This window comes from Photobacterium satsumensis (assembly GCF_050336935.1).
GTDB lineage: Bacteria > Pseudomonadota > Gammaproteobacteria > Enterobacterales > Vibrionaceae > Photobacterium > Photobacterium satsumensis.
This window is the reverse complement of the sequence record NZ_JAKJSK010000015.1, coordinates 59715-86580: the sequence shown is the minus strand read 5'-3', so window position 1 is coordinate 86580 and position 26866 is coordinate 59715. Positions and strand designations below refer to the sequence as shown.

21 protein-coding genes and 1 pseudogene are annotated in these 26866 nt (G+C 50.7%); 6 read left to right on the top strand and 16 right to left on the bottom strand.

Annotated elements, in window-relative coordinates; translation table 11 throughout:
* Positions 1–194: 194 nt before the first annotated feature.
* From L4D79_RS25185 to aspA, 4 genes are all read right to left on the bottom strand, one after another.
* A complete protein-coding gene (locus L4D79_RS25185) occupies positions 195–2045 on the bottom strand; it encodes a protein-disulfide reductase DsbD (RefSeq protein ID WP_428655623.1) in 1851 nt (616 codons plus the stop codon).
* Between the two features lie 167 nt (positions 2046–2212).
* Entirely contained in the window at positions 2213–3145 is a 933-nt protein-coding gene (locus L4D79_RS25180; protein ID WP_428655620.1) for a LysR family transcriptional regulator, read from the bottom strand.
* 516 nt (positions 3146–3661) lie between these two features.
* The gene (locus tag L4D79_RS25175; RefSeq protein WP_428655618.1) at positions 3662–4969 is read right to left on the bottom strand and encodes an anaerobic C4-dicarboxylate transporter; all 1308 of its coding nucleotides are present in this window, start codon (positions 4967–4969) and stop codon (positions 3662–3664) included.
* Between the two features lie 102 nt (positions 4970–5071).
* Positions 5072–6535 (bottom strand): aspartate ammonia-lyase, encoded by a 1464-nt coding sequence (gene aspA, locus L4D79_RS25170; RefSeq protein WP_428655616.1) that lies wholly within the window; start codon positions 6533–6535, stop codon positions 5072–5074.
* Between the two features lie 459 nt (positions 6536–6994).
* On the opposite strand from aspA, the gene L4D79_RS25165 reads away from it, so the two are divergent.
* Positions 6995–7546: an FxsA family protein gene (locus tag L4D79_RS25165; RefSeq protein ID WP_428655614.1), complete on the top strand. Its 552-nt coding sequence runs from the start codon at positions 6995–6997 to the stop codon at positions 7544–7546.
* Between the two features lie 90 nt (positions 7547–7636).
* On the opposite strand, the gene L4D79_RS25160 is transcribed toward L4D79_RS25165, so the two are convergent.
* Entirely contained in the window at positions 7637–9028 is a 1392-nt protein-coding gene (locus tag L4D79_RS25160; protein ID WP_428655611.1) for an MATE family efflux transporter, read from the bottom strand.
* A 207-nt stretch (positions 9029–9235) separates the two neighbouring features.
* Here L4D79_RS25160 and L4D79_RS25155 point away from each other — a divergent pair, with 207 nt between their 5' ends.
* Positions 9236–9526 (top strand): co-chaperone GroES, encoded by a 291-nt coding sequence (locus tag L4D79_RS25155; RefSeq protein ID WP_107351003.1) that lies wholly within the window; start codon positions 9236–9238, stop codon positions 9524–9526.
* 41 nt (positions 9527–9567) lie between these two features.
* Positions 9568–11214, top strand: coding sequence for a chaperonin GroEL (gene groL / locus L4D79_RS25150; protein ID WP_428655609.1), 1647 nt, complete (start codon positions 9568–9570; stop codon positions 11212–11214).
* A 624-nt stretch (positions 11215–11838) separates the two neighbouring features.
* On the opposite strand, the pseudogene L4D79_RS25145 reads toward groL, so the two are convergent.
* The 3 genes and pseudogenes from L4D79_RS25145 to epmB all read right to left on the bottom strand — a co-directional run.
* Positions 11839–12039 (bottom strand): annotated as a pseudogene (locus tag L4D79_RS25145) (hypothetical protein); the annotation flags it as partial.
* Positions 12040–12141: 102 nt separating this feature from the next.
* Positions 12142–13047 (bottom strand): 30S ribosomal protein S6--L-glutamate ligase, encoded by a 906-nt coding sequence (gene rimK / locus L4D79_RS25140; protein ID WP_107351006.1) that lies wholly within the window; start codon positions 13045–13047, stop codon positions 12142–12144.
* Positions 13048–13672: 625 nt separating this feature from the next.
* Entirely contained in the window at positions 13673–14695 is a 1023-nt protein-coding gene (epmB, locus tag L4D79_RS25135) for an EF-P beta-lysylation protein EpmB (RefSeq protein WP_428655606.1), read from the bottom strand.
* Positions 14696–14728: 33 nt separating this feature from the next.
* Between epmB and efp the strand changes: the two genes are divergently transcribed.
* Positions 14729–15295: an elongation factor P gene (efp, locus tag L4D79_RS25130; protein ID WP_428655604.1), complete on the top strand. Its 567-nt coding sequence runs from the start codon at positions 14729–14731 to the stop codon at positions 15293–15295.
* Positions 15296–15567: 272 nt separating this feature from the next.
* Positions 15568–16884, top strand: a complete 1317-nt coding sequence (locus L4D79_RS25125) for an SPFH domain-containing protein (RefSeq protein WP_428655698.1) — start codon at positions 15568–15570, stop codon at positions 16882–16884.
* A 68-nt stretch (positions 16885–16952) separates the two neighbouring features.
* On the opposite strand, the gene frdD is transcribed toward L4D79_RS25125, so the two are convergent.
* The 5 genes from frdD to L4D79_RS25100 all read right to left on the bottom strand — a co-directional run bounded on the left by frdD (position 16953) and on the right by L4D79_RS25100 (position 20695).
* Positions 16953–17315 (bottom strand): fumarate reductase subunit FrdD, encoded by a 363-nt coding sequence (gene frdD / locus L4D79_RS25120; RefSeq protein WP_428655602.1) that lies wholly within the window; start codon positions 17313–17315, stop codon positions 16953–16955.
* Positions 17316–17325: 10 nt separating this feature from the next.
* Positions 17326–17709: a fumarate reductase subunit FrdC gene (gene frdC / locus L4D79_RS25115; protein WP_107351011.1), complete on the bottom strand. Its 384-nt coding sequence runs from the start codon at positions 17707–17709 to the stop codon at positions 17326–17328.
* Between the two features lie 2 nt (positions 17710–17711).
* Positions 17712–18452 (bottom strand): succinate dehydrogenase/fumarate reductase iron-sulfur subunit, encoded by a 741-nt coding sequence (locus L4D79_RS25110; RefSeq protein WP_428655600.1) that lies wholly within the window; start codon positions 18450–18452, stop codon positions 17712–17714.
* Positions 18452–20266 (bottom strand): fumarate reductase (quinol) flavoprotein subunit, encoded by a 1815-nt coding sequence (gene frdA / locus L4D79_RS25105; RefSeq protein WP_428655598.1) that lies wholly within the window; start codon positions 20264–20266, stop codon positions 18452–18454. The genes L4D79_RS25110 and frdA overlap by 1 nt, the downstream gene beginning before the upstream one ends.
* Before the next feature lie 291 nt (positions 20267–20557).
* Positions 20558–20695, bottom strand: a complete 138-nt coding sequence (locus tag L4D79_RS25100; RefSeq protein ID WP_428655596.1) for a hypothetical protein — start codon at positions 20693–20695, stop codon at positions 20558–20560.
* Positions 20696–20901: 206 nt separating this feature from the next.
* Between L4D79_RS25100 and epmA the strand changes: the two genes are divergently transcribed.
* On the top strand, positions 20902–21873 hold the full coding sequence (gene epmA, locus L4D79_RS25095) for an elongation factor P--(R)-beta-lysine ligase (protein WP_428655593.1): 972 nt from the start codon (positions 20902–20904) through the stop codon (positions 21871–21873).
* A 427-nt stretch (positions 21874–22300) separates the two neighbouring features.
* Here the strand turns inward: epmA and L4D79_RS25090 are convergent, their stop codons facing one another.
* From L4D79_RS25090 to L4D79_RS25080, 3 genes are all read right to left on the bottom strand, one after another.
* Entirely contained in the window at positions 22301–23023 is a 723-nt protein-coding gene (locus tag L4D79_RS25090; RefSeq protein ID WP_428655590.1) for a carbonic anhydrase, read from the bottom strand.
* Positions 23024–23261: 238 nt separating this feature from the next.
* Entirely contained in the window at positions 23262–25145 is a 1884-nt protein-coding gene (locus tag L4D79_RS25085) for a methyl-accepting chemotaxis protein (protein WP_428655586.1), read from the bottom strand.
* Positions 25146–25388: 243 nt separating this feature from the next.
* The gene (locus tag L4D79_RS25080) at positions 25389–26804 is read right to left on the bottom strand and encodes an SLC13 family permease (protein ID WP_428655584.1); all 1416 of its coding nucleotides are present in this window, start codon (positions 26802–26804) and stop codon (positions 25389–25391) included.
* Positions 26805–26866 lie beyond the last annotated feature (62 nt).

The window sequence follows — 26866 nt, the reverse complement described above, 5'->3', positions numbered from 1 at the left end:
TAGATCAATTTGTTAACACTCAAGATCTGAACTGGATCAGACCCGTGTGTTTCTATTGTGTAATCTGCTGCGTAATAGCGCGATAACAAGCTATCAAAACAGTGGGCAATAGCGATGTAAAAAGCCAGAAAGGAAGGAGGCATAGCGCGCGCTCCAGGTTTGGAAGCGCGCGCAGAGCTGCATTCAGAGAATGCTTAGCGGGTCAGCTTATGGTTGGCCAAATGGGCAAGGAACGGCTCGGCTTTCATAAAACCGGTCAGCCGTGCCCCCTCCATCCGGTTGCCACTGCTGTCCCAGAAATCCAGTGTCGGCAGGCCGAGCACGTCCATTGCTTGCAGCAGTTCGATATCAGCCGGTGAGCTTTGGGTGACATCAGCCTGAAGCAGAACGAAGTTACCGAGTTGCTTGGCCACGGCTGGATCGTGGAAGGTATATTTTTCGAATTCCTTGCAGGCAACGCACCAGTCGGCGTAGAAATCCAGAAGGACCGGCAGTTGCTGGGCCTTGGCTTCCTCAAGCGCCAGAGTCAGGTCATCGATATTGCTGACGCGCTTGAATTCGACACTGATTGCTTGTTCGGTAGTGTGTTGGGCGGTGGAGCCGGTCAGCAACGGATAGAATGGCTGGACCGAGATAAACAGTCCGACAATTGCCACCACAGCCAAGGTACTGCTGCGCCATGACACCGCAAGGGTATTTTTGACATGGTAAAGCCAGCCAAAGGCGGCAATACCGAGCAGTGACCACAGGTAAGGCATCAGGTATACCGGTAAGATACGCTCAAGCAAGAACAGCGGTACGGCCAACAGGACAAAGCCGAACAAGGCTTTGATATGGTTCATCCAGTTACCTGCTTTGGGGAGTAATTTATTGCCGAACATGGCCGCTAAAATCAGCGGGATCCCCATTCCGATTGCCAAAGCGTAGAGTGCCACGGCACCTGTCAGTAAGTCACCGCTCTGGGCGACATAGATCAGCGCTCCGGACAAGGGAGCCGTCGTACATGGTGAACACACCAGTCCGGAGATCGCCCCCATCGCAAACACACCGCCACTGCTGCCGCCCTGCTGTTTGTTGCTCAGGCCATTGAGCCAGGTCTGGACGCCACTCGGCAATTGCAGGGTGTAGGCACCAAACATCGACAACGCCAGCGCGACAAACAGGATACTCAGGCCGGTGAGAATATAAGGGTGCTGCAGGGCGGCCTGGAACTGCATCCCGGCGGAAGCGACCACTAAACCAAGTAGGGTATAGGTCAGGGCCATTCCCTGCACATAGATAAAGGCAAGGCGGAAGGCGCGGCCATGGCTGAGCTGGCCGTTGCCCAGCACAATACCGCTCAGGATTGGGTACATAGGTAGCACACAAGGGGTGAAGGCGAGGCCGATCCCCAGCGCAAGGAATACCAATGGGGTCCACCATTGATCGGCCAGATCGCTAGCCAGTTTGTCTTGCTCAGAGGCCGGAACATTCGTTGCTAGTATGGGTTGTGAGTAGGTACTCACATTGCTTTTGTTGTTGGTTGACTGTCGCGGTTGGCTGTCTGTTGCTGATGGCGTGGCATTGGCGGCAGCCATGACCGCACTGAGCGGGACTTGGCGTATTTCCGGTGGATAGCAGAAGCCGGCTTCGGCGCAGCCCTGGTAGCGTACAGTCAGCATATCGCTGTCGCTGGCTTGGCGGACGGGAACGGTCAGGGTTAGTGGGGCAGTATAGATATTGACCTCACCGAAGAACTCGTCTTGATAGGGTTTGCCGGCGGGAATATCGACCTTGCCCAGGGTGGCAGACTCCGAGCTGACCGAGAGTTGGTGCTGATAGAGGTAATAGCCGGGCTTGATCTGCCAGTCGAGATAAACCCGATCGCCCTGCTGGGTGAAGTTAAAACTGAAGGCTTCATCAACGGTCACGAAGGTGTTGGAAGGGCTGTTGAGCCCCGGCAGCTTCAAGGCGGAGGCGGGAAGGCTGATCACCAGCAGGCTGAGTATGGCAAACAGGGACATTTTTCGCCCTGCTGCGCACTGAATGCGTTGTAATAATGTCATTGAGTCTGGCTCGTCTATGAGTTGCCCTGCCATAACAGGTTGGCAGGAAAGGACAGCAAGTCTGGCGCAGCCAAATAGAGCGCCATGAACTAATACCAATTACATTAAATATTTAGTGCAATTGGTATAACTATACTCTGTCAGACCGAGTTAAGCAGTGTTTGGTTTCATTTGACGTTTATTGTTTGGCTGCCATTGTCGAGCGCATCACGCATGAAATCGGTGAAGATCTGGATGTGGGCTGGCACATACCCCAGGCGCTGGTAGAGCATGTATATCGGCCGTGGTGGCGAGTACCAGTTGCCCATCATGGCAGAGAGCTGGCCGGCTGCAAGGGCGTCGGCAACCACATAGTTCGGCAGGCAGGCGATCCCCAGCCCTTCGATGGTGGCTTGCTTGATGCTGTTGAGATCAGCGATGGCCATTTTTACTGGTGAGTTAATCCAGATAGTCTCCTGACTTTCCATCTTGTTGGTGAGTGCCCACTCAAATTCAGGGACACTGGCCAAGCGAGCGTGCTCGTTGAGTTCATCAGGATGATCGGGCACGCCATGGTCTGCGAGGTAGTCGGGACTGGCGACCAGTACCCGCTGGGATTCCCCTATGTTGGCAGCGGCAAAACTGGAATCCGGTTGCTGGCCAACACGAAAGACCACGTCATACTGCTCGGGGCTGTAGTCATGGTGCTGGTTGGACAGGTGAGTCAACGACAGGCTGATTTCTGGGTATAGTGCCAGAAACTGGTTAAATAGCGGCATCAACCGGTAGGTCAGCAGGCCAACTGGCGCAGAAATTCGCAGTGCCCCCTGAGGCTCACTGTGGCTGCTGTCGTGCAGCTCAGCAGTTGCGTTTTCGAGTTGTGCCAACAATGGCTGACAACGTTCGAAATAGCCTCTGCCGAGCGGGGTCAGGGACACATTACGGCTATCCCGGATCACCAATTGGCTACCGAGGGTATCTTCCAACCGCTGCAGCCGCCGGCTCAGAGTGGTGGGTGGAATATCTAATGCACTGGCGGCTGCTCTGAAACTTCCATGTTGGGCAATCGCAATCAGGGTGCGCAGGTCATCTAACTTCATACCATTTTTGCATCTCTGCATAACGCTTTTACCTCTATTACCAAGTCGCCTCAATGACTACTATTAGGGAGCAGACTTTCCTGTCTTGGTCTGCTCTGTAGCAAAAAGAGACATGAATCCGGTTGGGATGTTGGGATTGACGTCACCACCGGAATGAGCAAATACGTTGGGAATCCGTATTTGTTCTCTGTCTTCGCCCTAGGATGGGGCGGAGACTTTAAATATTTATTGTAACCTTTCATCTCGGTTCAAATCCTGAACCAAGCTTCGCATTTCATATTTTCAATGGTTTCTTCTGATAGCGCCTGTCGGGATAATTCTGCGTGCCAAAAAAATGTTTGCATTAACCAAGATAGGGTTTGTTATCCGTTAGTGCTCAAGCCTCAAGCCTCAAGCCTCAAGCCTCAAGCCTCAAGCCTCAAGCCTCAAGCCTCAAGCCTCAAGCCTCAAGCCTCAAGCCTCAAGCCTCAAACTTATCCGCTCCCATAAAAAAGGCTGCCCGAAGGCAGCCTTTCAAGGGGGAGTGTTTTTCCTGAATTACAGGATGATGCCACCAAACACGAAGCCCAGTGCCACAGAGGTAGAGATAGTTACCACACCCGGGATGAAGAATGGGTGGTTGAATACCAGGTTACCGATACGGGTTGAACCTGTGTCATCCATCTCAACCGCAGCAAGTAGCGTTGGGTACGTTGGTAGTACGAACAATGCACTTACTGCTGCGAAAGAAGCGATAGCTGTTAGCGGTGCAACACCGATAGCCAATGCCGCAGGCATCAGAGCGGTAGTGGTTGCGCCCTGTGAGTACAGCAGCATAGAAGCAAAGAACAATACCATTGCCAGCATCCATGGGTAGTCGCTCAGTAGTGAACCAGCGATTTCTTTGATGCCGTCAACGTGACCGTTAACGAACGTAGAACCAAGCCATGCTACACCTAGTACACACACACACGCAGTCATACCAGAGCGGAACGTTGGTGCCGCTGGGATTTTCGCTGCATCGATACCGGTTGTGAACACGATAGCTGCTGCCGCTGCTAGCATGAAGGTCATGATAGCTTCGTTACGGCCTAGCGCAGGGTTCTCGATTAGGCCAACAGAGCCAGAGATAGCCGCTGCGTAAGCAACAACAATCAGGATTGCAGCAAGGAAGATGAAGGTTGCTTTCTTCGCGGTTGCTGGGATCTCACGCTTGGTTGAACCTTGCAGTTTGATTAGGCCCTTTTCCAAACGCTCCTGGTAAACAGGATCGTCTTTCAGTTCACAACCTAGGAAGTTAGCAACGAATGCACCAACCATACATGCAATGAAGGTAGTTGGAATACAGATTGCTAGTAGGGTTAGGTAGCCCACTCCGAGCGGTTCAAGAATGCCAGAGAAGAAGACAACCGCTGCGGAGATAGGCGATGCGGTGATCGCGATTTGAGAAGCAACAACGGCGATAGATAGCGGACGTGAAGGTCGGATACCTTGCTCTTTTGCAACTTCAGCGATAACTGGAAGCGTAGAGAATGCAGTGTGGCCAGTACCTGCCATTAGGGTCATCAGGTATGTCACGATAGGTGCGTAAAATGTAATACGCTTCGGGTTCTTACGTAGGAAGTTTTCGGCCAGTTCAACCAGCCAATCCATACCACCGGCAACCTGCATAGCAGCAATTGCAGTGATAACAGACATGATAATAAGGATTACGTCAATTGGGATATAGCTTTGGCTTGTTGGCATGCCCAATATTAGGGAAAGCACAATAACACCGGCACCACCTGCCAGACCAATACCAATACCACCAATTCGGGCGCCCAAGAAAATGAACGCGAGAACGACTAATAGTTCTACACCAACCATATGATTGTCCTGTCTTAAAGTTAAAAAATAAAAGGGGGGAAATCTGTAGCAAAAAAAGGCGGATCCTCATCCTGAAAATCCGCCGGGCTGTTCGTGGTTACATTAGTTGTAACGCTTAGCCTTGTATTCTGGGTGCATCAAGTTCTGTACCGAGAAGATGTCGTCTAGCTGCTCTTCTGTTAGAAGGCCACGCTCTAGGACAACTTCACGAACACTCTTGCCGGTTTCAGCACAAATCTTACCAACAATGTCACCTTCGTGGTGGCCAATGAATGGGTTCAGGTAAGTGACGATACCGATAGAGTTGAACACGAAGCTTTCACATACGTCTTTGTTGACTGTGATGCCGTCGATGCATTTGTCACGTAGGTTGATACATGCATTCTTCAGGATTTCGAGAGACTCGAACAGTGCCTGACCGATCACTGGCTCCATCACGTTCAGCTGTAGCTGACCGGCTTCTGCCGCGAAAGTAATTGTTGTATCGTTACCGATGACTTTGAAGCAAACCTGGTTAACGACTTCTGGGATAACTGGGTTTACTTTTGCTGGCATGATTGAAGAGCCAGCTTGCATTTCTGGTAGGTTAAGTTCGTTAAGACCAGAGCGAGGACCTGAAGATAGAAGGCGCAGGTCGTTACAGATCTTAGACAGCTTAACGGCAGTACGCTTAAGCGCACCGTGAACCATTACGTAAGCACCACAGTCAGACGTTGCTTCGATCAAGTCTTCTGCAGGTACACACGGTAGGCCCGTTACTTCAGCTAGGCGCTGTACTGCAAGCTCTTGGTAGCCTGTTGCAGCATTCAAGCCAGTACCGATCGCCGTTGCGCCTAGGTTAACTTCTAGTAGCAGCTGAGCGGTGTACTTAAGGTTTTTGATTTCTTCTTTAATAAGAACGCCGAACGCGTGGAATTCTTGACCAACGGTCATTGGTACTGCGTCTTGAAGCTGGGTGCGGCCCATTTTCAGGACAGTAGCGAATTCTTTGTCTTTGGCATCGAAAGCACCTTTAAGGTACTCAAGTGCTTCAAGCATGCTCATGATGCTGTTGTATACCGCTACGCGGAAACCGGTAGGGTAAGCACAGTTAGTCGACTGAGACTTGTTGACGTGGTCGTTCGGGTTAACGATGTCGTACTCGCCTTTCTCTTTGCCCATAAGCTCAAGAGCAAGGTTTGCAATAACTTCGTTGGTGTTCATGTTTACAGAAGTACCGGCACCACCTTGGTAAACATCTGACGGGAACTGATCCATGCACTTACCTGTATCAAGGATCGCATCACATGCTTTAATGATGTATTCGCCAACTTCTGATGGGATAACGCCCAGCTCTTTGTTCGCCATTGCAGCCGCTTTCTTGGTGAAAACCATACCGCGAACGAACTCTGGAACGTCAGAGATTGTAGTGTTAGAGATATTGAAGTTTTCTACTGCACGTAGGGTGTGGATACCCCAGTAAGCGTCGGCTGGAACTTGGCGTTCGCCTAGTAGATCTTCTTCGATACGAGTTGCAACGTTGTTTACCATTGCTTCATTTTTTTCTAGATCAATCATCTGAGACATGACGTAGCCTTAGTGGAATCTGCTAATTAAATTCAAATATTGAGCCAATTCTGAAACTTTAGAATCCATTCCGCAGAGAGTTTGGCTAGATGATCGTACCTGACACCTATTGTCTGCTGCCGATAATACTCCCCTTTAGGGGTAAAAACATAACTCAGATCACTTTTTTAAATGGACTGAAAACATTTGCACAGGAATGAGATCTTGCTCACAAAGACTGTTAACAATTACCCCTTGGCTTATGTGTAAAAATGACCACTTATGACAAAATGTGAAAACCGTGTTTATTTATGGCGGCAGTATTATTGTAATCAATCGTTACATTGAAACCCTATAGAAAAGAGTTGAAAAATGACTGCCTGCTCCCAATATTTGTTATATACCAGTGAGATTTCTGTAATGTGATACCTATGTGTTACAGCTAAACTCCAATTACTGCCTATCAGCAAGGGGAAAACCGTGTTTCCGATATTACTGTTTATGTTTATTGTCGTGCCGATTGTTGAAATCGCCCTGTTTATACAGGTCGGCGGTTTCCTTGGCCTATGGCCGACAATGGGGCTTGTGCTGGTCACGGCGGTAGTCGGTGCGTCGCTGGTGCGTAGTCAGGGCATCGCAACCCTGATGTCGGTGCAAGGTCGTTTGCAGAAAGGGGAATTGCCTGCCCAACAAATCGTAGAAGGTGTCATGCTTGCCGTTTCTGGTGTATTGCTACTGACGCCGGGTTTTATGACCGATGCAATGGGGATGGCAGTATTGCTGCCCGGCCCGCGTGCGTGGCTGGCCAAACAACTGATGAGCCGGGTGAAGGTTCAGGGTATGTCATCAGGGGCTGGGTTCAGCGCTGGTTTTGGCCCGCAGGGCTTTGAACAACACGACCCTTTTGAACAGCAGCGTGACCCATTCCGTGATAACGCTAAGGGCCGCCAGCAGGAGGGGGACGTATTCGATGGTGAATTTGAACGTAAAGACGACAAAAAAAATGATGACGATTCGCCGCGATTACCTTAAGCATGTGAGCTTATAGAAACGACGGACATAAAAAAGGCAGCCTAGGCTGCCTTTTTTGTTAATGCTGTTCATATTTGTCGTGGCTTGTGTTTAGGCTGGCGGAGCAGCTTGCCAGCGCCGACGTAGCTTGACCGCATACAGATAGGCTGCCAACCCGCTGAGGGCATTGGCTATCGCGATCCCAACAAATAACCCTTTGGTGCCGTGCAGCTGGCTACCAAGCCAAGCGATCGGCAATAGCAAGGCAAAGAGACGGAACAGGTTCCACACCAAGGCATCCATTGGGCGGTGCATCGCATTCAGGGCGCTGATCAGTAGCATGCAAACCGCCTGCAGGCCGTAACTGACCGGAACGACCACTAGATAGTGCCACAGCTGTGACTGTACCGCTGGATCTTGGCTGAACAGGGAAGACAGCGGCCAGCTCAGCGGCACCATCATAATGAAGATCAACAGTTGGAACAGGATAGCAAAGCGCATCGCCGTAAACAGTGCGGCAAACGCGCGTTGCGGTTTATCGGCACCCAGGTTCTGCGCCATGAATGGCATCAATGCTGAACCCATTGCCATCATGACCGTGATCAGAATGGACTCGATACGCATCGCGGCCCCATAGGCGGCGACAGACGCCGTCCCCTGAACCGCCAATAGCGCCATCAGCAATGCCCCTGATAGCGGGTTAAGCGCATTGGATAAGCCAGCCGGCGTGCCAATTTGCATTATCTGTCGCCAATCGCTGGCGAGGCGAGCCAGCTGTGGCGGCGCGACCAGTTTTTCCCGCTTGATAAGGACATACAGCGAGCCAGCTAGGGCAAAAGCCCAGCTTATGCCGCTGGCAATGGCCGCCCCTTTCACCCCAAGTTCAGGAAACGGACCGATACCGAAGATCAATAAAGGATCCAATACGCCATTGATTGCACCGGCGAGGATCATGATCTTGGCGGGGGTCTTGGCATCTCCCGTTGCTCGGATGGCACTGTTACCGGCCATTGGGATCACCAGCAGAGGAATGGCCAGATACCAAATGGACATATAGTCACTGATGATCGGCAGCAAATCAGCCCGTGCGCCAATTAAACTAAACAGTGGCTCGATAGTCAGTATGCCTAGTGTCGAGGCGATCACCATCAGCAGCAGTGCCAGTATCAGGCCATGGGTGGTGAGCCTGGCAGCACTGCGGGTATCCCCGCTGCCGAGCAGACGGCCGATGCTGGTCGAGATCCCGACACTGATCCCCATGGTAATGCAGTTGATGGCAAAGGTGATCGGGAAGGTGAAGCTGACCGCCGCCAGTGCTTCGGTACCAAGCAGGGAGATAAAAAAGGTATCGACCAGATTAAACATCAAAATCGCCACCATGCCGAAGATCATCGGCACGGTTAGGCGCTTGAGGACATCTGGGATAGGCTCGGACAGCAGTCCGTGCTTATCCGGCCGGCTGGTGCCAGCTTTATTTATATCTGGCTTGTTATTATCTGCCATGGTCGTCTCGGGAAAAGAATGCCCGCTTACCCTAATGCAAAGAGTGTGATCGGGCAAAAATTCTCTGAGATATTTTGTAAAAAAAACGTCTCTGGGGCTTGGGTTCTAGAAAAACGACCCAACATGTTTATGTATCAGAAAAAGTAAGGGCTACAGGGCTTTTATCTTTTTATTAGTATGGAAATTACCAATCAGGAGAGACGACCGATGAACATTCGTCCTTTACATGACCGAGTTATCGTTGAGCGCCAAGAAGTTGAATCAAAATCTGCTGGCGGCATCGTTCTAACTGGTTCTGCAGCTGAAAAATCTACTCGCGGCGTTGTGTTGGCAGTAGGCAAAGGCCGCATTCTAGAAAACGGTACGGTACAGCCACTGGACGTTAAAGTTGGTGATACTGTGATCTTTGCAGAAGGCTACGGCACCAAGACTGAAAAGATTGACGGTAAAGAAGTCCTGATCATGTCTGAAAACGACATCATGGCAATCGTTGAATAATCCGATCACCTCGAATCAAGAATTAAGAAAGGAATACTGAAATGGCTGCTAAAGACGTTAAGTTTGGTAACGACGCACGAATTAAAATGCTAGAAGGTGTGAACGTTCTAGCTGATGCAGTAAAAGTCACGCTGGGCCCTAAAGGCCGTAATGTGGTACTGGATAAATCATTCGGTGCACCAACCATTACTAAAGATGGTGTATCGGTAGCGCGCGAAATTGAGCTGGAAGATAAATTCCAGAACATGGGCGCACAAATGGTTAAAGAAGTGGCCTCCCAAGCAAATGATGCGGCGGGTGACGGTACCACAACAGCAACAGTATTGGCTCAGTCAATTATTACTGAAGGCCTGAAGGCTGTTGCTGCGGGTATGAACCCAATGGATCTTAAGCGCGGTATCGACAAAGCGGTTGTGGCTGCGGTTGAAGAGCTAAAAGCGCTTTCTGTGCCATGTGCCGATACCAAAGCAATCGCTCAGGTAGGTACTATCTCAGCTAACTCTGACGCAACGGTGGGTAACATCATTGCTGAAGCAATGGAAAAAGTAGGCCGTGATGGTGTTATTACGGTTGAAGAAGGCCAGGCACTTCATGACGAGTTAGATGTTGTTGAAGGTATGCAGTTCGACCGCGGTTACCTGTCTCCTTACTTCATCAACAACCAGGAAGCGGGTTCAGTCGATCTGGAAAACCCATTTATCCTGCTTATCGACAAGAAAGTCTCGAACATTCGTGAGCTTCTTCCGGCACTAGAAGGTGTTGCTAAGGCTTCACGTCCACTGCTTATCATTGCAGAAGACGTAGAAGGTGAAGCGCTGGCGACGCTAGTTGTGAACAACATGCGCGGTATCGTGAAAGTTGCTGCTGTTAAAGCGCCTGGTTTTGGTGATCGCCGTAAAGCAATGCTTCAGGACATCGCGGTGCTAACTGCGGGTACGGTTATCTCTGAAGAGATTGGTCTAGAGCTAGAAAAAGTTCAGCTAGAAGATCTCGGTCAAGCGAAGCGTATTACGATCACTAAAGAAAACACCACTATCATCGATGGTATGGGTGAGGAAGAGATGATCCAGGGTCGTGTGGCCCAGATTCGCCAGCAAATCGAAGACGCAACGTCAGACTACGACAAAGAGAAACTACAAGAGCGTGTTGCTAAGCTAGCAGGCGGTGTTGCAGTGATCAAAGTTGGTGCCGCGACTGAAGTTGAAATGAAAGAGAAGAAAGACCGCGTTGAAGATGCCCTACATGCAACACGTGCAGCGGTAGAAGAAGGCGTGGTAGCGGGTGGTGGTGTTGCACTGATCCGTGCTGCTTCTAAAGTTGTTGGTCTTGAAGGTGACAACGAAGAGCAGAATGTTGGTATCCGTGTTGCACTACGCGCAATGGAATCACCAATTCGTCAAATCACCAAAAATGCGGGTGATGAAGAATCAGTTGTTGCAAACAACGTTCGTGCTGGCGAAGGTAACTACGGCTACAACGCAGCAACGGGTGAGTACGGCGATATGATCGAGATGGGTATCCTAGACCCAACGAAAGTAACGCGTTCAGCACTTCAGTTCGCAGCCTCTGTTGCTGGCCTGATGATCACAACCGAAGCGATGGTGACAGACCAACCACAGAAAGATGCGCCTGCAATGCCTGATATGGGCGGTATGGGCGGCATGGGTGGTATGGGCGGTATGATGTAATACCCCTATCTCACTGAGATAGCTGAAAAGTTGATAAACGGAGGCTCAAGCCTCCGTTTTTTTATGCCTGAGAAATAGCGCGAAGGTTGGCGAGGTAGTGTTTTTCCTATGGTAGGCTTGTTGGGGAAAAAGCTTTAAAACCTGCACGCAAAATAATTCCTTTATTATTAAGTACTTACGTTTAATATGCTGGCCTTTCTGCTCAGGTTTTGTTTTTGTTCTTCTTTTTCCTGAATATTACACAATAAGCTGTACGACCAAGGGGGGCGAGGACAGGTGAGTCAGTTATAGGGGAAAACAACAGCAAATAGGTTGTAATAGTTCACATGGTAAAAAGCATGAAAAGCTGCACGTTAAATAATTTATTTTAAATCAGTGTGTTAGCTGTGATTTTTGTGGGGGCGTTTCAATGTTCAAGGTTGGGTTTCTTTTAGTTGTAATTCTCGGTAAAAGCTGTACGGAAGGTGGCTTTTTCCCTGAACGCCTGCCGGAAAATGGCTAAAAGAGCAGAGCTGAGTTTGTCAGGGAAAAAGCCGAAAAAGCTGAACAATAATTTAGTTGTTTAAAATCAGCGTTTTATGTGTGGGTTATGGGCTTTTTAGTATAAGGTGTTAAAGGGCTCACCAAAAAGCCGCTTTTAACCAATATCGCTGTACGGTTGTTTTTTGACATGACCCGGGAAGTGTCGGCATTGTTGCTCGACAGCGAGGTGCGGATCCCGACCGGTTTGCCCCGAACCTGGCGTTCAACTCCGATAACCGTGCCACAAATAGCACATTGAAGTAGGGCGGGCCAGGCGAAGGGAGTGATATCAAGCCATAGCATGGCGAGAGCTCCTATTGTTAAGGCGGATCTGGCGGATGAAAAAAGCAGCCTTTAGGCTGCTTCTGGTTTTTCTGTTGGCTTATCGCTTTTACGACGAAGTGGTTACTGGTGAGAGTTGCGGCGGCTGTTTCGCTTACCCGCATGCTTTTCGATGTACTCGACAATCATTCCGGCAATATCTTTGCCTGTTGCACCCTCAATGCCTTCCAGCCCAGGCGATGAGTTCACTTCCATGACCAGCGGTCCACGCTTGGAGCGCAGTAAATCTACCCCGGCAACGCTCAACCCCATCGCTTTTGCTGCTGCAACCGCGGTCTTACGCTCTTCAGGGGTAATGCGGATCAATGAGGCACTACCACCACGGTGTAAGTTGGAGCGGAACTCGCCCTCTGCCCCCTGGCGTTTCATCGCGGCAATCACTTTGTCACCGATAACGAAGCATCGGATATCGGCACCGCCAGCTTCCTCGATAAATTCCTGCACCATGATATTGGCTTTCAAACCCATGAACGCCTCGATCACACTCTCAGCCGCTTTTTGTGTTTCGGCCAACACCACGCCAATGCCTTGGGTGCCTTCGAGCAACTTGATCACCAGCGGTGCGCCGCCGACCATCTTGATCAGGTCCGGCACATCATCGGGCTTGCTGGCAAAACCTGTGATCGGCATGCCCACCCCTTTGCGGCTGAGTAACTGCAGCGAACGCAGCTTGTCCCGAGAACGCGAAATCGCGATGGACGGGTTCACCGAGAACACATCCATCATTTCGAACTGACGCAATACCGAGCAGCCGTAAAATGTAATATCCGCACCTATGCGCGGAATAATGGCATCAAAGCCAGTCAGATCTTGGCCTTCGAAATGAATCGATGGCTTGACCGAGTTGATATTCATATAACAACGCAAGGCGTTGATGATCACAGCTTCATGGCCGCGCTGTTCAATGGCTTCGCGCAGGCGGCGGGTTGAGTATAGGTTTTCGTTCTGGGAGAGAATGCCAATTTTCATTGCGTTACTCATTAATAAGGTGATGGACAGTGTGCTGGGCGTGAAGTTTGGCTGCCTTCCTCGCCAGCAGATTGGAGCGCGACTATGCGCTTACTTGGTTCAAAATGCGAGCGATTTGGCGATGATCTTTTTTGATTGAGTCCATCGAAGAATTTGCTCGTATTTTGATTATATGGACCATGATGTTTCTATAAGTTTGATGGTGTTTTCTAGGTAAAAAGCATGGAAAGCTGTACGTGATTTTTAAGCGTTTAATATCAGTGGCTTATGTGCTCTTTGTTGATTGTCCCATAGTGGTCTAAATGGGCGTTCAGGTTTTGTCTGTACATGTGAGGATTTGCTGATCGCTTGGTGTGATTGGACCGTAAACAACACCTTTTTGCTTGCTATGAGCTTGGTGGGTGAAAACCTCGAAAGGCTGTACATAATTAAGTTGTTTAAAAACAGTTGGTTAGCGCCTGCTGATTGAGGGTTGGGCTTAGTGCCCATTCTGAACACCTAAAAGGTGGGTTCTTTATGTTTTGCTGTACGCTAGAGGCTGGAGGGATTACCTGCAGTGCAAAGTGGCACTGCAGAACAGGGATAAGAGAAAAGGAATGCGTTGCAGGGGAGGAGTTATTGGGCGCTATTCGAGGTGCAAATCCAGCGGGGTTTTGCTGCGGCGGCCGCCGATTTCCCGGGTCAGCTTGGGAACTAGGTAGCCCGATACATTTTCCATCAGGCCGGCCATCAGCTGGCGGGCCGTATTGTCGTCGACCATGAAGTGCGCGGCACCTTGGACCCGATCCAGTACATGGAGGTAATAGGGAAGGATGCCGGTGTCAAACAGGGCTTCGCTGAGATGGGTCAGGGCCTCGACAGAGTCATTGACACCTTTGAGCAATACGCCTTGGTTCAGCAGTGTCACATCAGCCTGTTTGAGCGCCAGCATCGCCTGAGCCAATTCCTCGTTGATTTCATTGGCATGATTGATATGGGTGACCAGCACCGTTTGCAAACGGCTCTGGGCCAGTAAATGGCATAGCTCGGCAGTAATGCGAGAGGGCATGACCACGGGTAAGCGGGAGTGGATGCGTAGCCGTTTGATATGGGGTATTGCGGCAATGGCCTCGATCAGCCAGGCCATTTCACTGTCCTTGGCCATCAGCGGATCGCCACCGGACAGGATAATTTCATTGATGTCCGGCTGGTTGGCGACATAATCCAGCGCCAGCTGCCAGTTACGCTTGCCGCCTTGGTTATCCTGGTACGGGAAATGGCGGCGGAAGCAATAGCGGCAGTTAACGGCACAGCCGCCTTTGACAATCATCAGGGCTCGGCTCTTGTACTTGTGCAGCAGGCCGGGAATGGCATTGTCCTGCTCTTCGAGTGGATCCAGAGAATATCCTGGGTGCACCTCGAATTCCTCCGCCAGAGGCAGAACCTGTCGCAATAACGGGTCATAAGGGTTGCCAACTTCCATTCTTTCGACAAAGCTCTTAGGGACACGCAGCGCAAATAATTTCCGGGCCGCCAAGCCTTCTGCCCACGGGGCGGGATCAATTTTAAGGCTATTTAGTAGCTGAATCGGATCAGAAATCGCATTAGCAAGATCATTCAGCCAGTTTTGCTCAACAGATGAGGCGTTTCGGGTTATTATGTGCGGCATTAAATACAACTCGAAGATGTTAAGAGGATAGAAATGGCGTCTTTCAGCACCAATGAATTCCGCGGCGGAATGAAAATTATGCTAGATAATGAACCATGTGTCATTATCGAAAACGAATTTGTTAAGCCGGGCAAAGGCCAGGCGTTCAACCGCGTTAAAATCCGTAAACTGCTTTCAGGCAAGGTACTGGAGAAGACTTTTAAGTCTGGTGAAAGCGTTGAAGCTGCAGACGTAGTCGATACTGAGCTTGATTACCTCTACAACGACGGTGAATTCTACCACTTCATGAACAATGAAACGTTTGAGCAAATTGCTGCAGACGTTAAAGCGGTGGGCGAAAATGCGAAGTGGTTAGTAGAAAATAACACCTGTACGCTAACACTGTGGAACGGCAACCCTATCGCCGTAACGCCACCGAACTTCGTTGAGCTTGAAGTTACCGAAACGGATCCTGGCCTGAAAGGCGATACGCAGGGTACCGGTGGTAAGCCTGCGACACTAACAACCGGTGCCGTTGTACGTGTACCTCTGTTCATCGCTATCGGCGAAGTGATCAAGGTTGATACCCGTTCAGCTGAATACGTTGGCCGTGTGAAGTAATTTACTTCCGGTGGTGAAAAAAGGTCGCTTAGGCGGCCTTTTTTGTTTTTTCGACAATGGATTTCGACCTGATTGTGACGCAGTTTTTGAAGTGTGTTTGATTCATCGAATTAGATGCACAGTTTTGCTTTTATTGATGCATTCGATTTCATACCCTAAGCCATACAGTGGAATAATAACAAGTTGGTATAGGGAATATGGATTTTAAGCCTCAGGCGCAGCAAGCGCTAAAGAAAAAAGTATCGTTACCCGTTGTTGGCGGGATACTGGGGATGGCAGCGCTCTTTGGTCTGGTCAACAATTCAGTGTTGATGACGGATGCGGGGTACACCTATGTACACCAGAATAACCTGACCGGTGAGCTGGATGTGTTTAACCAGCCCGGTATTCACTTCCGAATGCCGTTTCTGTCCAAGATCACCAAGTATGATCAAGTGATCACTGTCTCTTATGGCAATACCACCGGGGAAGATTTCTACCAGCGCCTGCCGTCGATTCAGGTTCGCTTCGCTGATACTTATGTCGGGGAGATCCCGGTGACTTTCCGCTTCAAGCTGTCACTAGACCCTGATGCGATTATCAAAATGCACCGTGAATTCCGTAATAACAGCAATCTCATTGATGCCCTGCTGGTGAAAAACGCCCGTAATGTCACGGTGATCACGGCGACCCAATATACCGGCGAAGAGTTCTTTCAGGGCGGTTTGAACCAGTTCAAATCCAAGCTGGGCGATCAGCTCCGTGACGGGATCTACATGACAGAACGACGACAGGTCGAGGTCGAGCAGATTGATCTGGCACCGGTAGGCATCAACCAGAGCAACTCCAACCAACTACAGCGTACCCAGCAGCTGGTATGGAAAACCGTGCCGATGCTCGATACGCAAGGCAACCCTAAACGTCAGGATAACCCGTTACGCCAATATGGTATTGCCGTGACGCAGGTGACGATAGGCGATCCCAAGCCCGAGGCGCAGTTGGACAAGCTGCTGACGGACAAGAAGCGCTTAGTGGCAGATCGGATCCGGGCCATTCAGGAGCAGGAAACGTCCAAGGCACAGGCGGAAACAGAGCAATTGCGCAAGGAAATCCAGCGCACCCGTGAAGTACAGGATGCCCAGCGCAACAAGGAACTGGCGATTATCTCGCAGCAAAAAGAAGTCGAAATCGCGCGCCAGATCGCCGAGCGGGAGATTGTTGAGGTCGAAAAGAAAAAACGGCTCGCTGAGGTGGACAAGGAAAAAGAGCTGGCCATCGCAGAAGCCAACTTGGCAATCCAGAAGGCAAATGCGCTGTCGGCAGAGTATGAAGCTAAGGCTATCTTGGCCAAAGGACGGGCGGAAGCGGAAATCCTGAAGGCCAAATACGATGCTTACGGGGCCAACCGGGATGTCTACCTGGCCGAGCTTAACCGCGATGTCTCGACGGCCTTGTACAACAATCTGAAGAATTACCAGATCGAGATGCCGAAAAACTACTTCGGCGGCGGCGAGGGGGGGAAAATGACCACCAACCTGGATGTGATCACTGGCTTTGGCGCGTTGGGGATCTTGGAGCAGAGCGAGAAGCTGGTCCAGCAACCCCAATAGAGGCTAAGTCAGCCGAGCAGGCATAAAAAAAGCACCGCATTGCGGTGCTTTTTTGCTTCGTATCATGATTAGATCATGAAGACGAAAATCACAGCCAGTGCAGACACAAGGAATGCTGCCGCGTAGCATGCAATTTTACCTGCTACACCGGTGTGGAATTTCAGGTCGTGCATACCATGGTGCAGGCGGTGCATCGCGTGCCACATTGGAAGTGCTAGCGTTGCGATAGTAAATAGTGCACCGATGATGCTGGTAACGAAGCCGGCAACGCGCTCGTAGCTCATTGCATCAGCGTCTAGGATACCCAGTGGGACCATGATACCCAGTACCAGTACAGTCACAGGTGTTAGCATTGCAAACCAAGTACCGCCAGCACCGAACAGACCCCACCATACTGGTTCGTCAGAACGTTTAGGATTTAGATTAACCACGTGGCTCTCCTTAAACTAGAACTAGTACGAACAGTGAGATTGCAGCAACTGCAGCCCACTGAGCCAGAACAACAACTTTCTTGTCCAGTGTTTTGCCTTTCAGTTTGATAGGCATTACCTGAGGCATCATGCTGAAGAAAGTCTGTGCGTGGAACAGGCTACCCGCCAGTGCCAGCACGTTCAGAATTACAACAACTGGGTTAGCCATGAATTCTAGCCAGCCCGCCCATGCTTCAGGGCCCTTCACCAGGCTACCTAGACCGAAAGTCAGACAGATAGTGAAGAAGATTAACGGTAAAATAGTTGCTTCACGCACCATGTAGAAGCGGTAGAAAGGGTGATCCTTCCACCAGGTGCGCTTCATTTCGCGAACGTAAGGTTTACGATTGCTCATCCTTATGCCTCCTGAGGCTTCATCATGGCGATAACGAAATCTTTAGAAGATTCCACTTTGCCTTGGTTAACCGCTGCTGCTGGATCTACGCTCTTCGGACAAACTTCAGAACAGTAGCCAACAAATGTACAGCCCCATGCACCGTTTTCACCGTTGATCAGCTTCATACGCTCATCAGCACCGTTGTCACGGCTGTCTAGGTTGTAGCGGTGCGCTAGGGTTAGTGCTGCAGGGCCGATGAACTCAGGGTTCAGGCCGAACTGAGGACATGCCGCGTAGCACAGACCACAGTTGATACAACCAGCAAACTGCTTGTACTTCGCCATTTGCGCTGGCGTCTGGTTGTTTGGACCGTCTTCAGGTTTGCGATCGTTGCCGATGATGTACGGTTTGATAGCTTCCAGGCGCTCGATGAACGGTGTCATATCGACAACCAGATCTTTCTCGATAGCAAAGTTAGACAGTGCTTCGATTTTCAGACCGTTCGGGTACTCACGCAAGAAAGTCTTACAAGCCAGTTTTGGAACCTTGTTGACCATCATGCCGCAAGAACCACAGATCGCCATACGGCAAGACCAGCGGTAAGCCAGATCTTTGTCTAGGTTATCTTTGATGTAACCCAGAGCATCAAGCACAGACATGGTTTCGTTAAACGGTACTTCGAACATTTCGAAGTATGGTTCTGCATCTTTGGCTGGGTCATAACGCAGAATTTCTACTTTTTGGATGCGGTTGTCTGACATTATGCCTGCTCCTCTTTCTTCGCTGCCGCTTCAGCTGCTTCTTTCGCTGCAGCTTCTTCTGCCGCTGCACCGTATAGACGTGCTTTTGGCTGAGACTTGGTGATTGTTACGTCGCTGTACTCGATACGAGGAGCGTCATCACCGTTGTAGAAGGCTAGCGTGTGCTTCAGGAAGTTCACGTCGTCACGTTCTGTACAACCATCGTCAAGACGTTGGTGTGCGCCACGAGATTCCTTACGCTGAATCGCAGAGTGAGCCATGGCTTCAGCAACTTCTAGGCCGTAACCGATTTCAATTGCATAAAGTAGGTCAGTGTTGAATACCTTGCCCTTGTCTTTGATGCTGATGTTCTTAAAGCGAGCGCGAAGTTCTGCTAGCTTATCAACTGTTGCTTGCATCAAATCTTCTTGGCGGTAGATACCACAACCGGCTTCCATGGAGTGACCCATTTCAGTACGGATATCCGCCCAGTTTTCGTCGCCTTCTTGAGACAGTAGGGTATCGATACGATCTTGAACCGCTTGAACCTGCTCAGTAATAGCGGCTTCGTTCCAGCCTTTGAATTCTTCAGCGCGTTTAGCCGCACCTTCACCCGCTAGGCGACCGAATACAACAAGCTCTGCAAGAGAGTTAGAACCTAGACGGTTTGCACCGTGCAGGCCAACAGATGAACACTCACCGACCGCAAATAGGCCTTTGATGCGTGTTTCGTTGTGCTTGTCAGTTTCGATACCACCCATGGTGTAGTGAACGGTTGGGCGAATTGGCACTGGCTCTTCTGCCGGATCAACATTCACGTAGGCTTTTGCAAGCTCACAGATGAACGGTAGACGCTCGTGTAGGTATTCTTTACCTAGGTGGCGCAGGTCAAGGTGTACAACATCGCCCAGTGGGTGCTTGATGGTGTTGCCTTTCTGCTGCTCGTGCCAGAATGCCTGAGAAACTTTGTCACGAGGACCCAGTTCCATGTATTTGTTCTTTGGCTGGCCGATTGGTGTCTCTGGGCCCATGCCGTAGTCTTGCAGGTAACGGTAACCATTTTTGTTCAGCATGATACCGCCTTCACCACGACAACCTTCGGTCATCAGGATACCTGTGCCAGGTAGGCCAGTTGGGTGGTACTGAACGAATTCCATGTCACGCAGAGGGACACCGTGGCGGAAGGCCATTGCCATACCGTCACCGGTTACGATACCGCCGTTGGTGTTACAGTTGTAAACGCGGCCGGCGCCACCTGTTGCAAGTACAACAGACTTCGCTTTAATGCAGATCAACTCACCTTCAGCCATGTGGATAGCCACAAGACCCTGTACTTCACCTTCTTCAACCAGTAGGTCGACAACGAAGTACTCGTCGAAACGCTTGATCTGATCGTATTTGATAGATGTTTGGAACAGTGTGTGTAGCATGTGGAAGCCGGTTTTATCCGCGGCAAACCATGTGCGCTCAACTTTCATACCACCGAAGCGGCGTACGTTCACGTCACCATTTTCTTTACGGCTCCACGGACAACCCCATTGCTCTAGCTGGGTCATCTCGCGTGTCGCGTTTTCTACGAAATATTCAACAACGTCCTGTTCACATAGCCAATCACCACCGCCAACAGTATCGTTGAAGTGGTTGTCCAAGCTATCCTCATCCTTGACGACGGCAGCGGAGCCACCCTCTGCAGCTACGGTATGAGAGCGCATTGGGTAAACTTTAGAAATAAGCGCAATTTCCAAGTCTGGGTTTGCTTCTGCAGCAGCAATGGCAGTACGAAGACCTGCACCACCTGCGCCGATTACAGCGATATCTGTGGTAATTGTTTTCACAGCTATCCTCCGGAGGTAAGACGATAAAATTTAAAAAAGTACGCCTGAGCGTACTTAACCTTGAAATCCTAGGTGCATTCTATGAAACAATATCGATAGAAAAGTTGATTTAGACGCAGCTTTTGAAACGAAATAGCCCAAAAGTATAAGGTGATTACGGGAAATGTGATTATTGTCACAATTTGTAATGTTTTATGGTTGTTAATTAATCGAAATAAAATGTGTGATTTGTTTCTGGCTCATTAAAAATGTGTTTCGATGATTATTGCTAAGTGGCTAATAAAGAACAATTTATCCAGTGAGCAAATGAGTGCCTTTATTGTGTTTGTTGTGCAAATACCCGTTGTGTGAGTTTTCTGTTAATTCTTTATTTTTTTTTGGTGCTTGAAATGCGACCAAGCTGAATGCTTGCTGATCATCTTCTTTCACATTTTTTCATAACTGGTTTGTGCTGTTGATATTCGAGAGGGCTGGAGGTGGTGAGAGGCGGGATCATCGCGCAGGAACTGCGTTTTTGGGTGTATCGTTGTTCCGGTAACCAGTATTTGGATTATCGGTCTTTCGGCAATAGGTATTTCGGGAAATTGGGGTAAAATATCGATTCATTTTCCCTCAATGTTTGATGATTACTGGCTATGACTATCCACTGGCAACCGACCGCTCCCCTTACCCAGCTAAAGCAGCGTGCTGCGATACTGGCGATGATCCGAGACTTTTTCGCTCAACGCGAGGTACTGGAAGTCGATACCCCGGCGATGAGCCAGGCTACCGTGACAGATATTCATCTTCATACCTTTCAAACGACCTTTGTCGGCCCGGGTTTTGCCGATGGCCAGCCACTTTACCTGATGACCAGTCCTGAATTTCACATGAAACGTTTGCTGGCTGCGGGGAGTGGTCCTATCTATCAGGTTTGTAAGTCTTTTCGCAATGAAGAATCGGGCCGCTTCCACAACCCAGAATTTACCATGCTGGAATGGTATCGTCCTGGTTTTGACCATCATGCCCTGATGGATGAGATGGATGCTTTACTGCAATTGATATTGGGTAACGGGGCTGCCGAGCGAATGACTTACCAGCAGGCATTTATCGATGTACTGGGTGTCTGCCCGCTGGAAGGTAGCATGGCTGAGCTTAAGGCCGTGGCGGCACATTTGGGTTTGGCCGATATCGCCGAACCCGAGCAAGATCGCGATACCTTGTTGCAGCTGCTGTTCAGTGTCGGTGTCGAGCCGAAGATTGGCCAACAGGTACCCGCTTTTGTCTACGATTTCCCGGCTTCTCAGGCGGCTCTGGCCCAGATCAATCCGCAAGATAGCCGTGTTGCTGAACGTTTCGAGGTGTATTTCAAGGGAATTGAGCTGGCTAATGGTTTCCACGAGCTGTCCGATGGGGATGAGCAGCTTTCCCGCTTCGAAGCAGATAACCTCAAGCGTCAGGATATGGGGTTAGCCCCGCAGCCGATCGACATGCATCTGATCGAGGCGCTGCGTGCTGGCTTCCCGGACTGTGCCGGTGTGGCCCTGGGTGTGGATCGCTTGATCATGCTATCGCTGGGTGTGGATCATATTGATCAGGTTAGCGCTTTTCCGATCACTATTGCCTAATGGTCGATCCTTAACATGACATTTGACCAATGAACCGCGCGGCAATTTGCCGCGCGGTTTGTTTCTGCTGGCAGAAACGGTTCATACATCTGGTGGCAGGAGGGTATCACTGCCGCGGCCATAAAGCGGGGGTAACAGCCAGTATTGCTAGTATTATCGTATCTCTCTGTCGTTATGGTGTCGTCGCGGGGTAGGATTCCAAGGCGCCTTAACCAAACAGGTAAAAGCATAATCAATCCTCCGTCCAAATGCAAATGGTTATCACTTGTAATTGGGGCGTCCCCCCCTTCTCATTGAGCCAAACCATGCGTAGCCCATGTATGTCCTTATATCTGCCGGCACATTTGTGAAAGAGGCTAGGGGGCGCTGGAGAGGGAAGGAAACAGACGGCGCCTCAGCAGAAGCGCCTGTTGTTGGTTTAGAAATATTATTCCAGCACGAGCCGAGCATTGAGGGGCTGGAGCGGGCGGGCATTGTCACCCATGACCTTGTGCAGGCTGTCGATTTGTTGTTCGGTTCCGGCTTGGGTTTCGCGCATGACAAACCAACGCACCCCTTCGCTGCATGGCGGGGTGGTCAGCGAGCCGTTGAAACGGAAATACTCTCGTTCCCTCGGTAGCAGATCCACTGGGTTCAGGGCGTCTTTGAGTGGTAGGGTTTGATCTGCTTCTGGCACGGTCGCCAGCAAGGTGTTGAACGCCTCGTTGCCTCGCGGTCCGGTATTAAACATGACTGCCACGACGGCCAGTTGCCCCTCGGCATTGGCATGGACGAAATGCACTTCGAGCGGGAACTGTTTGCCGGCGATATAGTTTTCCGATGGGGTATGGAAGTGGAACTGTTTGAGGTCGAAGGTTTGATCATCGATGATTAACTGGTTCTTGCCCTCGACATTGGCCTGCACGGTATGACCGTTATTGATCACATCACGAACCTTGCCTTGGTAATCTATCTGCAGCGGGGTTAGTTCAGCCTTGATAGTGTGCTTGATATCGATTGGGGTTTGGTTGACCCCCTCGCAGGTGACAAAGTTCTTGCCCCAGTTCTCGGCACCATGCTCCCCCTCGTAGCTCCATTCTGCCGCTTGGGCACTGGACAAGGATGCTGCCGCTATGGCGAGCAGTAATACTTTGAAAGACGGTGATTTCACTTTTGTTCCTCTCTTATTTTTCTATTCAACTAGCCAACCTTTCCAGTGTAGTGGGTGGGGCGTCGCTGTGGAGGGGAAGGTAGTGAAATTGGCAGCCATATCCAGTAATAGGGAAAAACGCAGGCAGTTCTTGAAAACCTAGTTATTGATTTTGCGAGGACTTCCCCAAAATACCCCCCAAAAAAAGCCGCCCTTGGTTGGACGGCTTTGCGGAGGGAGAACTGTTAGGCTACGAGCATCAGATCTTAAAACGTGAAACGTCACGGCACATATTGGCGGCGGTGCTGTGCATTTCCTTGGCATTTTCAGTCACCGCATCGGTTTGGACCGACAGGTGATCGGACACATCTTTGATCGCCTGGGTGTTGCGGCTGATATCTTCGCTGACGGCTCGTTGCTCTTCGGCGGCGCTGGCAATCTGGGTCGCCATATCCGAAATCTCGCTGATCGCCTGAGTGATTTGGCTCAGGCTGTCACTGGCAGCTTCGGCAAAGCCGACACTCTCATCGGCTAGGTTGGTACTTGCCTGCATGCTGTCGACCGCTTGGCGGGTATTTTTTTGCAGGGCCTCGATCATTGAGCGGATTTCCTCCGTCGAGTCATGGGTACGCTGGCTCAGGACCCTGACTTCGTCGGCGACGACGGCAAATCCACGGCCTTGCTCACCGGCCCGTGCAGCCTCGATGGCGGCATTGAGGGCCAGCAAGTTCGTTTGCTCGGCAATCCCCTGGATGGTCGACAGGATCTGGTTGATGTTCTGGGCATTGCTTTCCAACTCGTGGATCACACTGGCGGCATCTCCTACCTGTGTTGCCAGCGAGGTAATTGCACTGCGGTTTTGGCTTATTACTCCCTGACCCTGCTCACAGGAGCTGGTGGAGGCCTGCGCCGCCGCGGCAGTCATTTCGGCATGGCTGGCCACTTCGGCTGAGGTCGCTGACATCTCATGGATGGCGGTGGCGATCTGGTTGATGTCGTTTTGCTGCTCGTTCACCTTCTGGTTGGCTTGCAACGTTTGCTGGGCGGACAGCTCTGCTTGCTCGCCAAGGCGGTCTGATTGGTTAACCACGCCTTTGATCATGGTCTGAAGCTGGCCGAGGAAGCGGTTCATGTGATCGGCCAGTACGCCGATCTCATCCATGCGTTCAATATCAATGCGTTGGGTAAGATCACCTTGACCTTCGGCCAGCTGGGCGACCGAATCGCTGAGTCGTGATAGTGGGCGAAGCAAGTTGTTGATGATCAGAGTGGCGATCGCCGAAATCACAATATACAGGCCAACGGAGGCCAACAGGATGAACGTGATCTGCTCGCCGATGGAGGCAAAGGCCAGATCTTTGTCTTCCACCAAGGCCAGTGTCCAGTCTGTCCCTGCGATAGGGGTGGCATAGATAAGCTTATCCTTGCCGTCGCTATCGAGGTGGAAAGTGTGGATAGCCGGATTGGCAACCAACTGCTGGAGTAGCTGCGGTGATAAATCGTGATCCAGTTGGGTCAGCGGCTGCTGGCTCAGTGACTCATCACGGTAGGCAACGATGTTGTTGTTGCCATCGACCAAAAAGGCAAAGCCGTTGTTGTCCAGCTGTAGGTTAAGCACTTGGTTGATGATATCGGTAATGGTTAAATCGGCCGCTAGTACCCCACGGTGTTGGCCCTGAAAGGCTTTGGCAAAACTGACTACCATGCTGCCATCGAAATCCTCGTAGGGTTCGGTCAGGATCAGGCCGTTTTGGCGCATCGCATCCTGATACCAAGGGCGGGTGCGGGGATCATAGCCCTCCGGCCAATCTTCGGTCTTGTCACCGTAGGCAATGGTACCGTTATTAAAACCGGCATAGACTGACAGGAACTGCCCAGCCCGTTTGGTGAGCAGCAGTTCGCGGTCGACATTGTCCTGGTTGGCAATCAGGCTTTCGTTGGCCAGCATCATATCACTGCGTATGGCGAGCCAGTCACTGATATTGCTGCTGGTACCTTGGGCGATGTCGCGCATTTGGTTATTGATGGCGCTGGTGGTCTCCTGCTGGAGTTGGGAGATGGATATCCAGGCCTGGACGGCGCTGACGGTAGCGATAATCACGGCTATCGCCAATTGTATCTTGTGTTTGATCGTTAGATTCATTGTTATCTCTCTCGGCAGCCAGATGTTGGTTTTATATAGATGGCATTCCCGGTGTGTTTTAGCGAAGTGATGTATTCCTTGGGTAAAGCGAAAATCCCCATGGCAGAAGGTGCATGATCATCATCGATAATTCAGAGAATTAAAGTGATCGGGTTAACAGAGTTATGCTTCTAAAGTATGGGAATCGTAAGGTTGTGTGAAGGCGCCATCAGCCGCCTTCACACTTTGGGAGTTGGGGACCTGTTAGGTTAATACCAGCGCGGCGGCATAGACCACAGCGAGGCCGACCAAACCGATGATGAGGCCGGTTTTGGCCATGTCTTTGCTTTCGATAAGCCCGGTTGAGTAGGCTAGGGAGTTCGGTGGTGTCGAGACCGGCAGGATCATACCGAGCGAGGCCGAGAACGCCACCACGACCAGTACGCCTTGCAGCCCTCCCATTGACGCCAGGCTTTCCATCGATGCGGCGACTGCTGCGGCGATCGGGATCAACAAGTTGGCGGTAGCCGTGTTGGACATGAAGTTCGCCATCAGCCAACAGATGATTGACAGGGTCAGTACCACGGCAATGGGGGATAGGGCATCGTAGTCCACCGCATGGGCCAGCGCTCGGGCAAGACCGGTTTTATCCAGTGCGAGGCCAATGGCAATACCACCGGCGACCAGCCATAACACTTCCCAGTTGATTAGCTTGATTTCTTCTTTACCCATGATCCCGGTCAGGGTGAATACGGCGAGCGGAATAATAGACACCACATAGACATTCATGCCATGGAGTGAGCTGGTCATCCACAGTAAGATGGTCAGGCCAAAGGTGATATAAACCACAATGGCCTGCCAGCTTTTCTGGAACTGGCCATTGAGCTCGAGCTGCATGTGGGTTTGCTTGGATGGGAACATTTTTTGCAGCAACCACCACGCAAAGGCCAGTTGGAGAATGACAAACGGCAGGCCAATTACCATCCAACCAAGGAAGCTGATGGCGTTCTCACCCGTTAAATACTGCAAGGCAATGGCGTTGGGCGGGGTACCGATTGGGGTGGCAATACCACCGGTGTTGGCAGCGATAGGGATACACAGCACCAATGCCTTGATGCCAATATCGCCTTTGGGTACCGAAGCGACGATGGGCGCCAGCAGGGCCAGCATCATTACGGTGGTCGCGGTGTTGGACATGAACATCGAGAACACCGCGGTGATCAACATCAGGCCGAGCATGATAAATTTCGGCTGGGTGCCAAACGGTTTGAGCAGTACCCGTGCCAAGTTGTTGTCCAGTTCATACTTGGAGGCGGCAATCGCGAGGGCAAAGCCCCCCATAAACAGGATGATGATGGGTGATGAGAATGAGCCGAGGATGTCGGTGTATTTGAGCACTTCTCCCATCTCATGGCCCGCCGGTGGAGTCCGGAAGGTATGCAGCCCGCTATCGGAGATCATGATCAGTTGCGAGGTAATGATCAGGATCGAGGTAGCGAAGACAGGAACGGGCTCTAGGACCCAGAGCAGGGCCGCAAGAGCAAAGATAGCCAGAAGACGATGTTGGGAAACGGTTAATTCAGCGATAGGGATAGCATCAATCGGTAGCATCAGTATCCCGAGCGGGATCCCGAACGCGACCAGCAGCTTAACTAGCTGGGATAAAGGGATTTTTTTCATGGTATGTTGGTTTGCTTATATTATTGACTGACCCCAGCATACTATTTGGGTGTTGATATTTT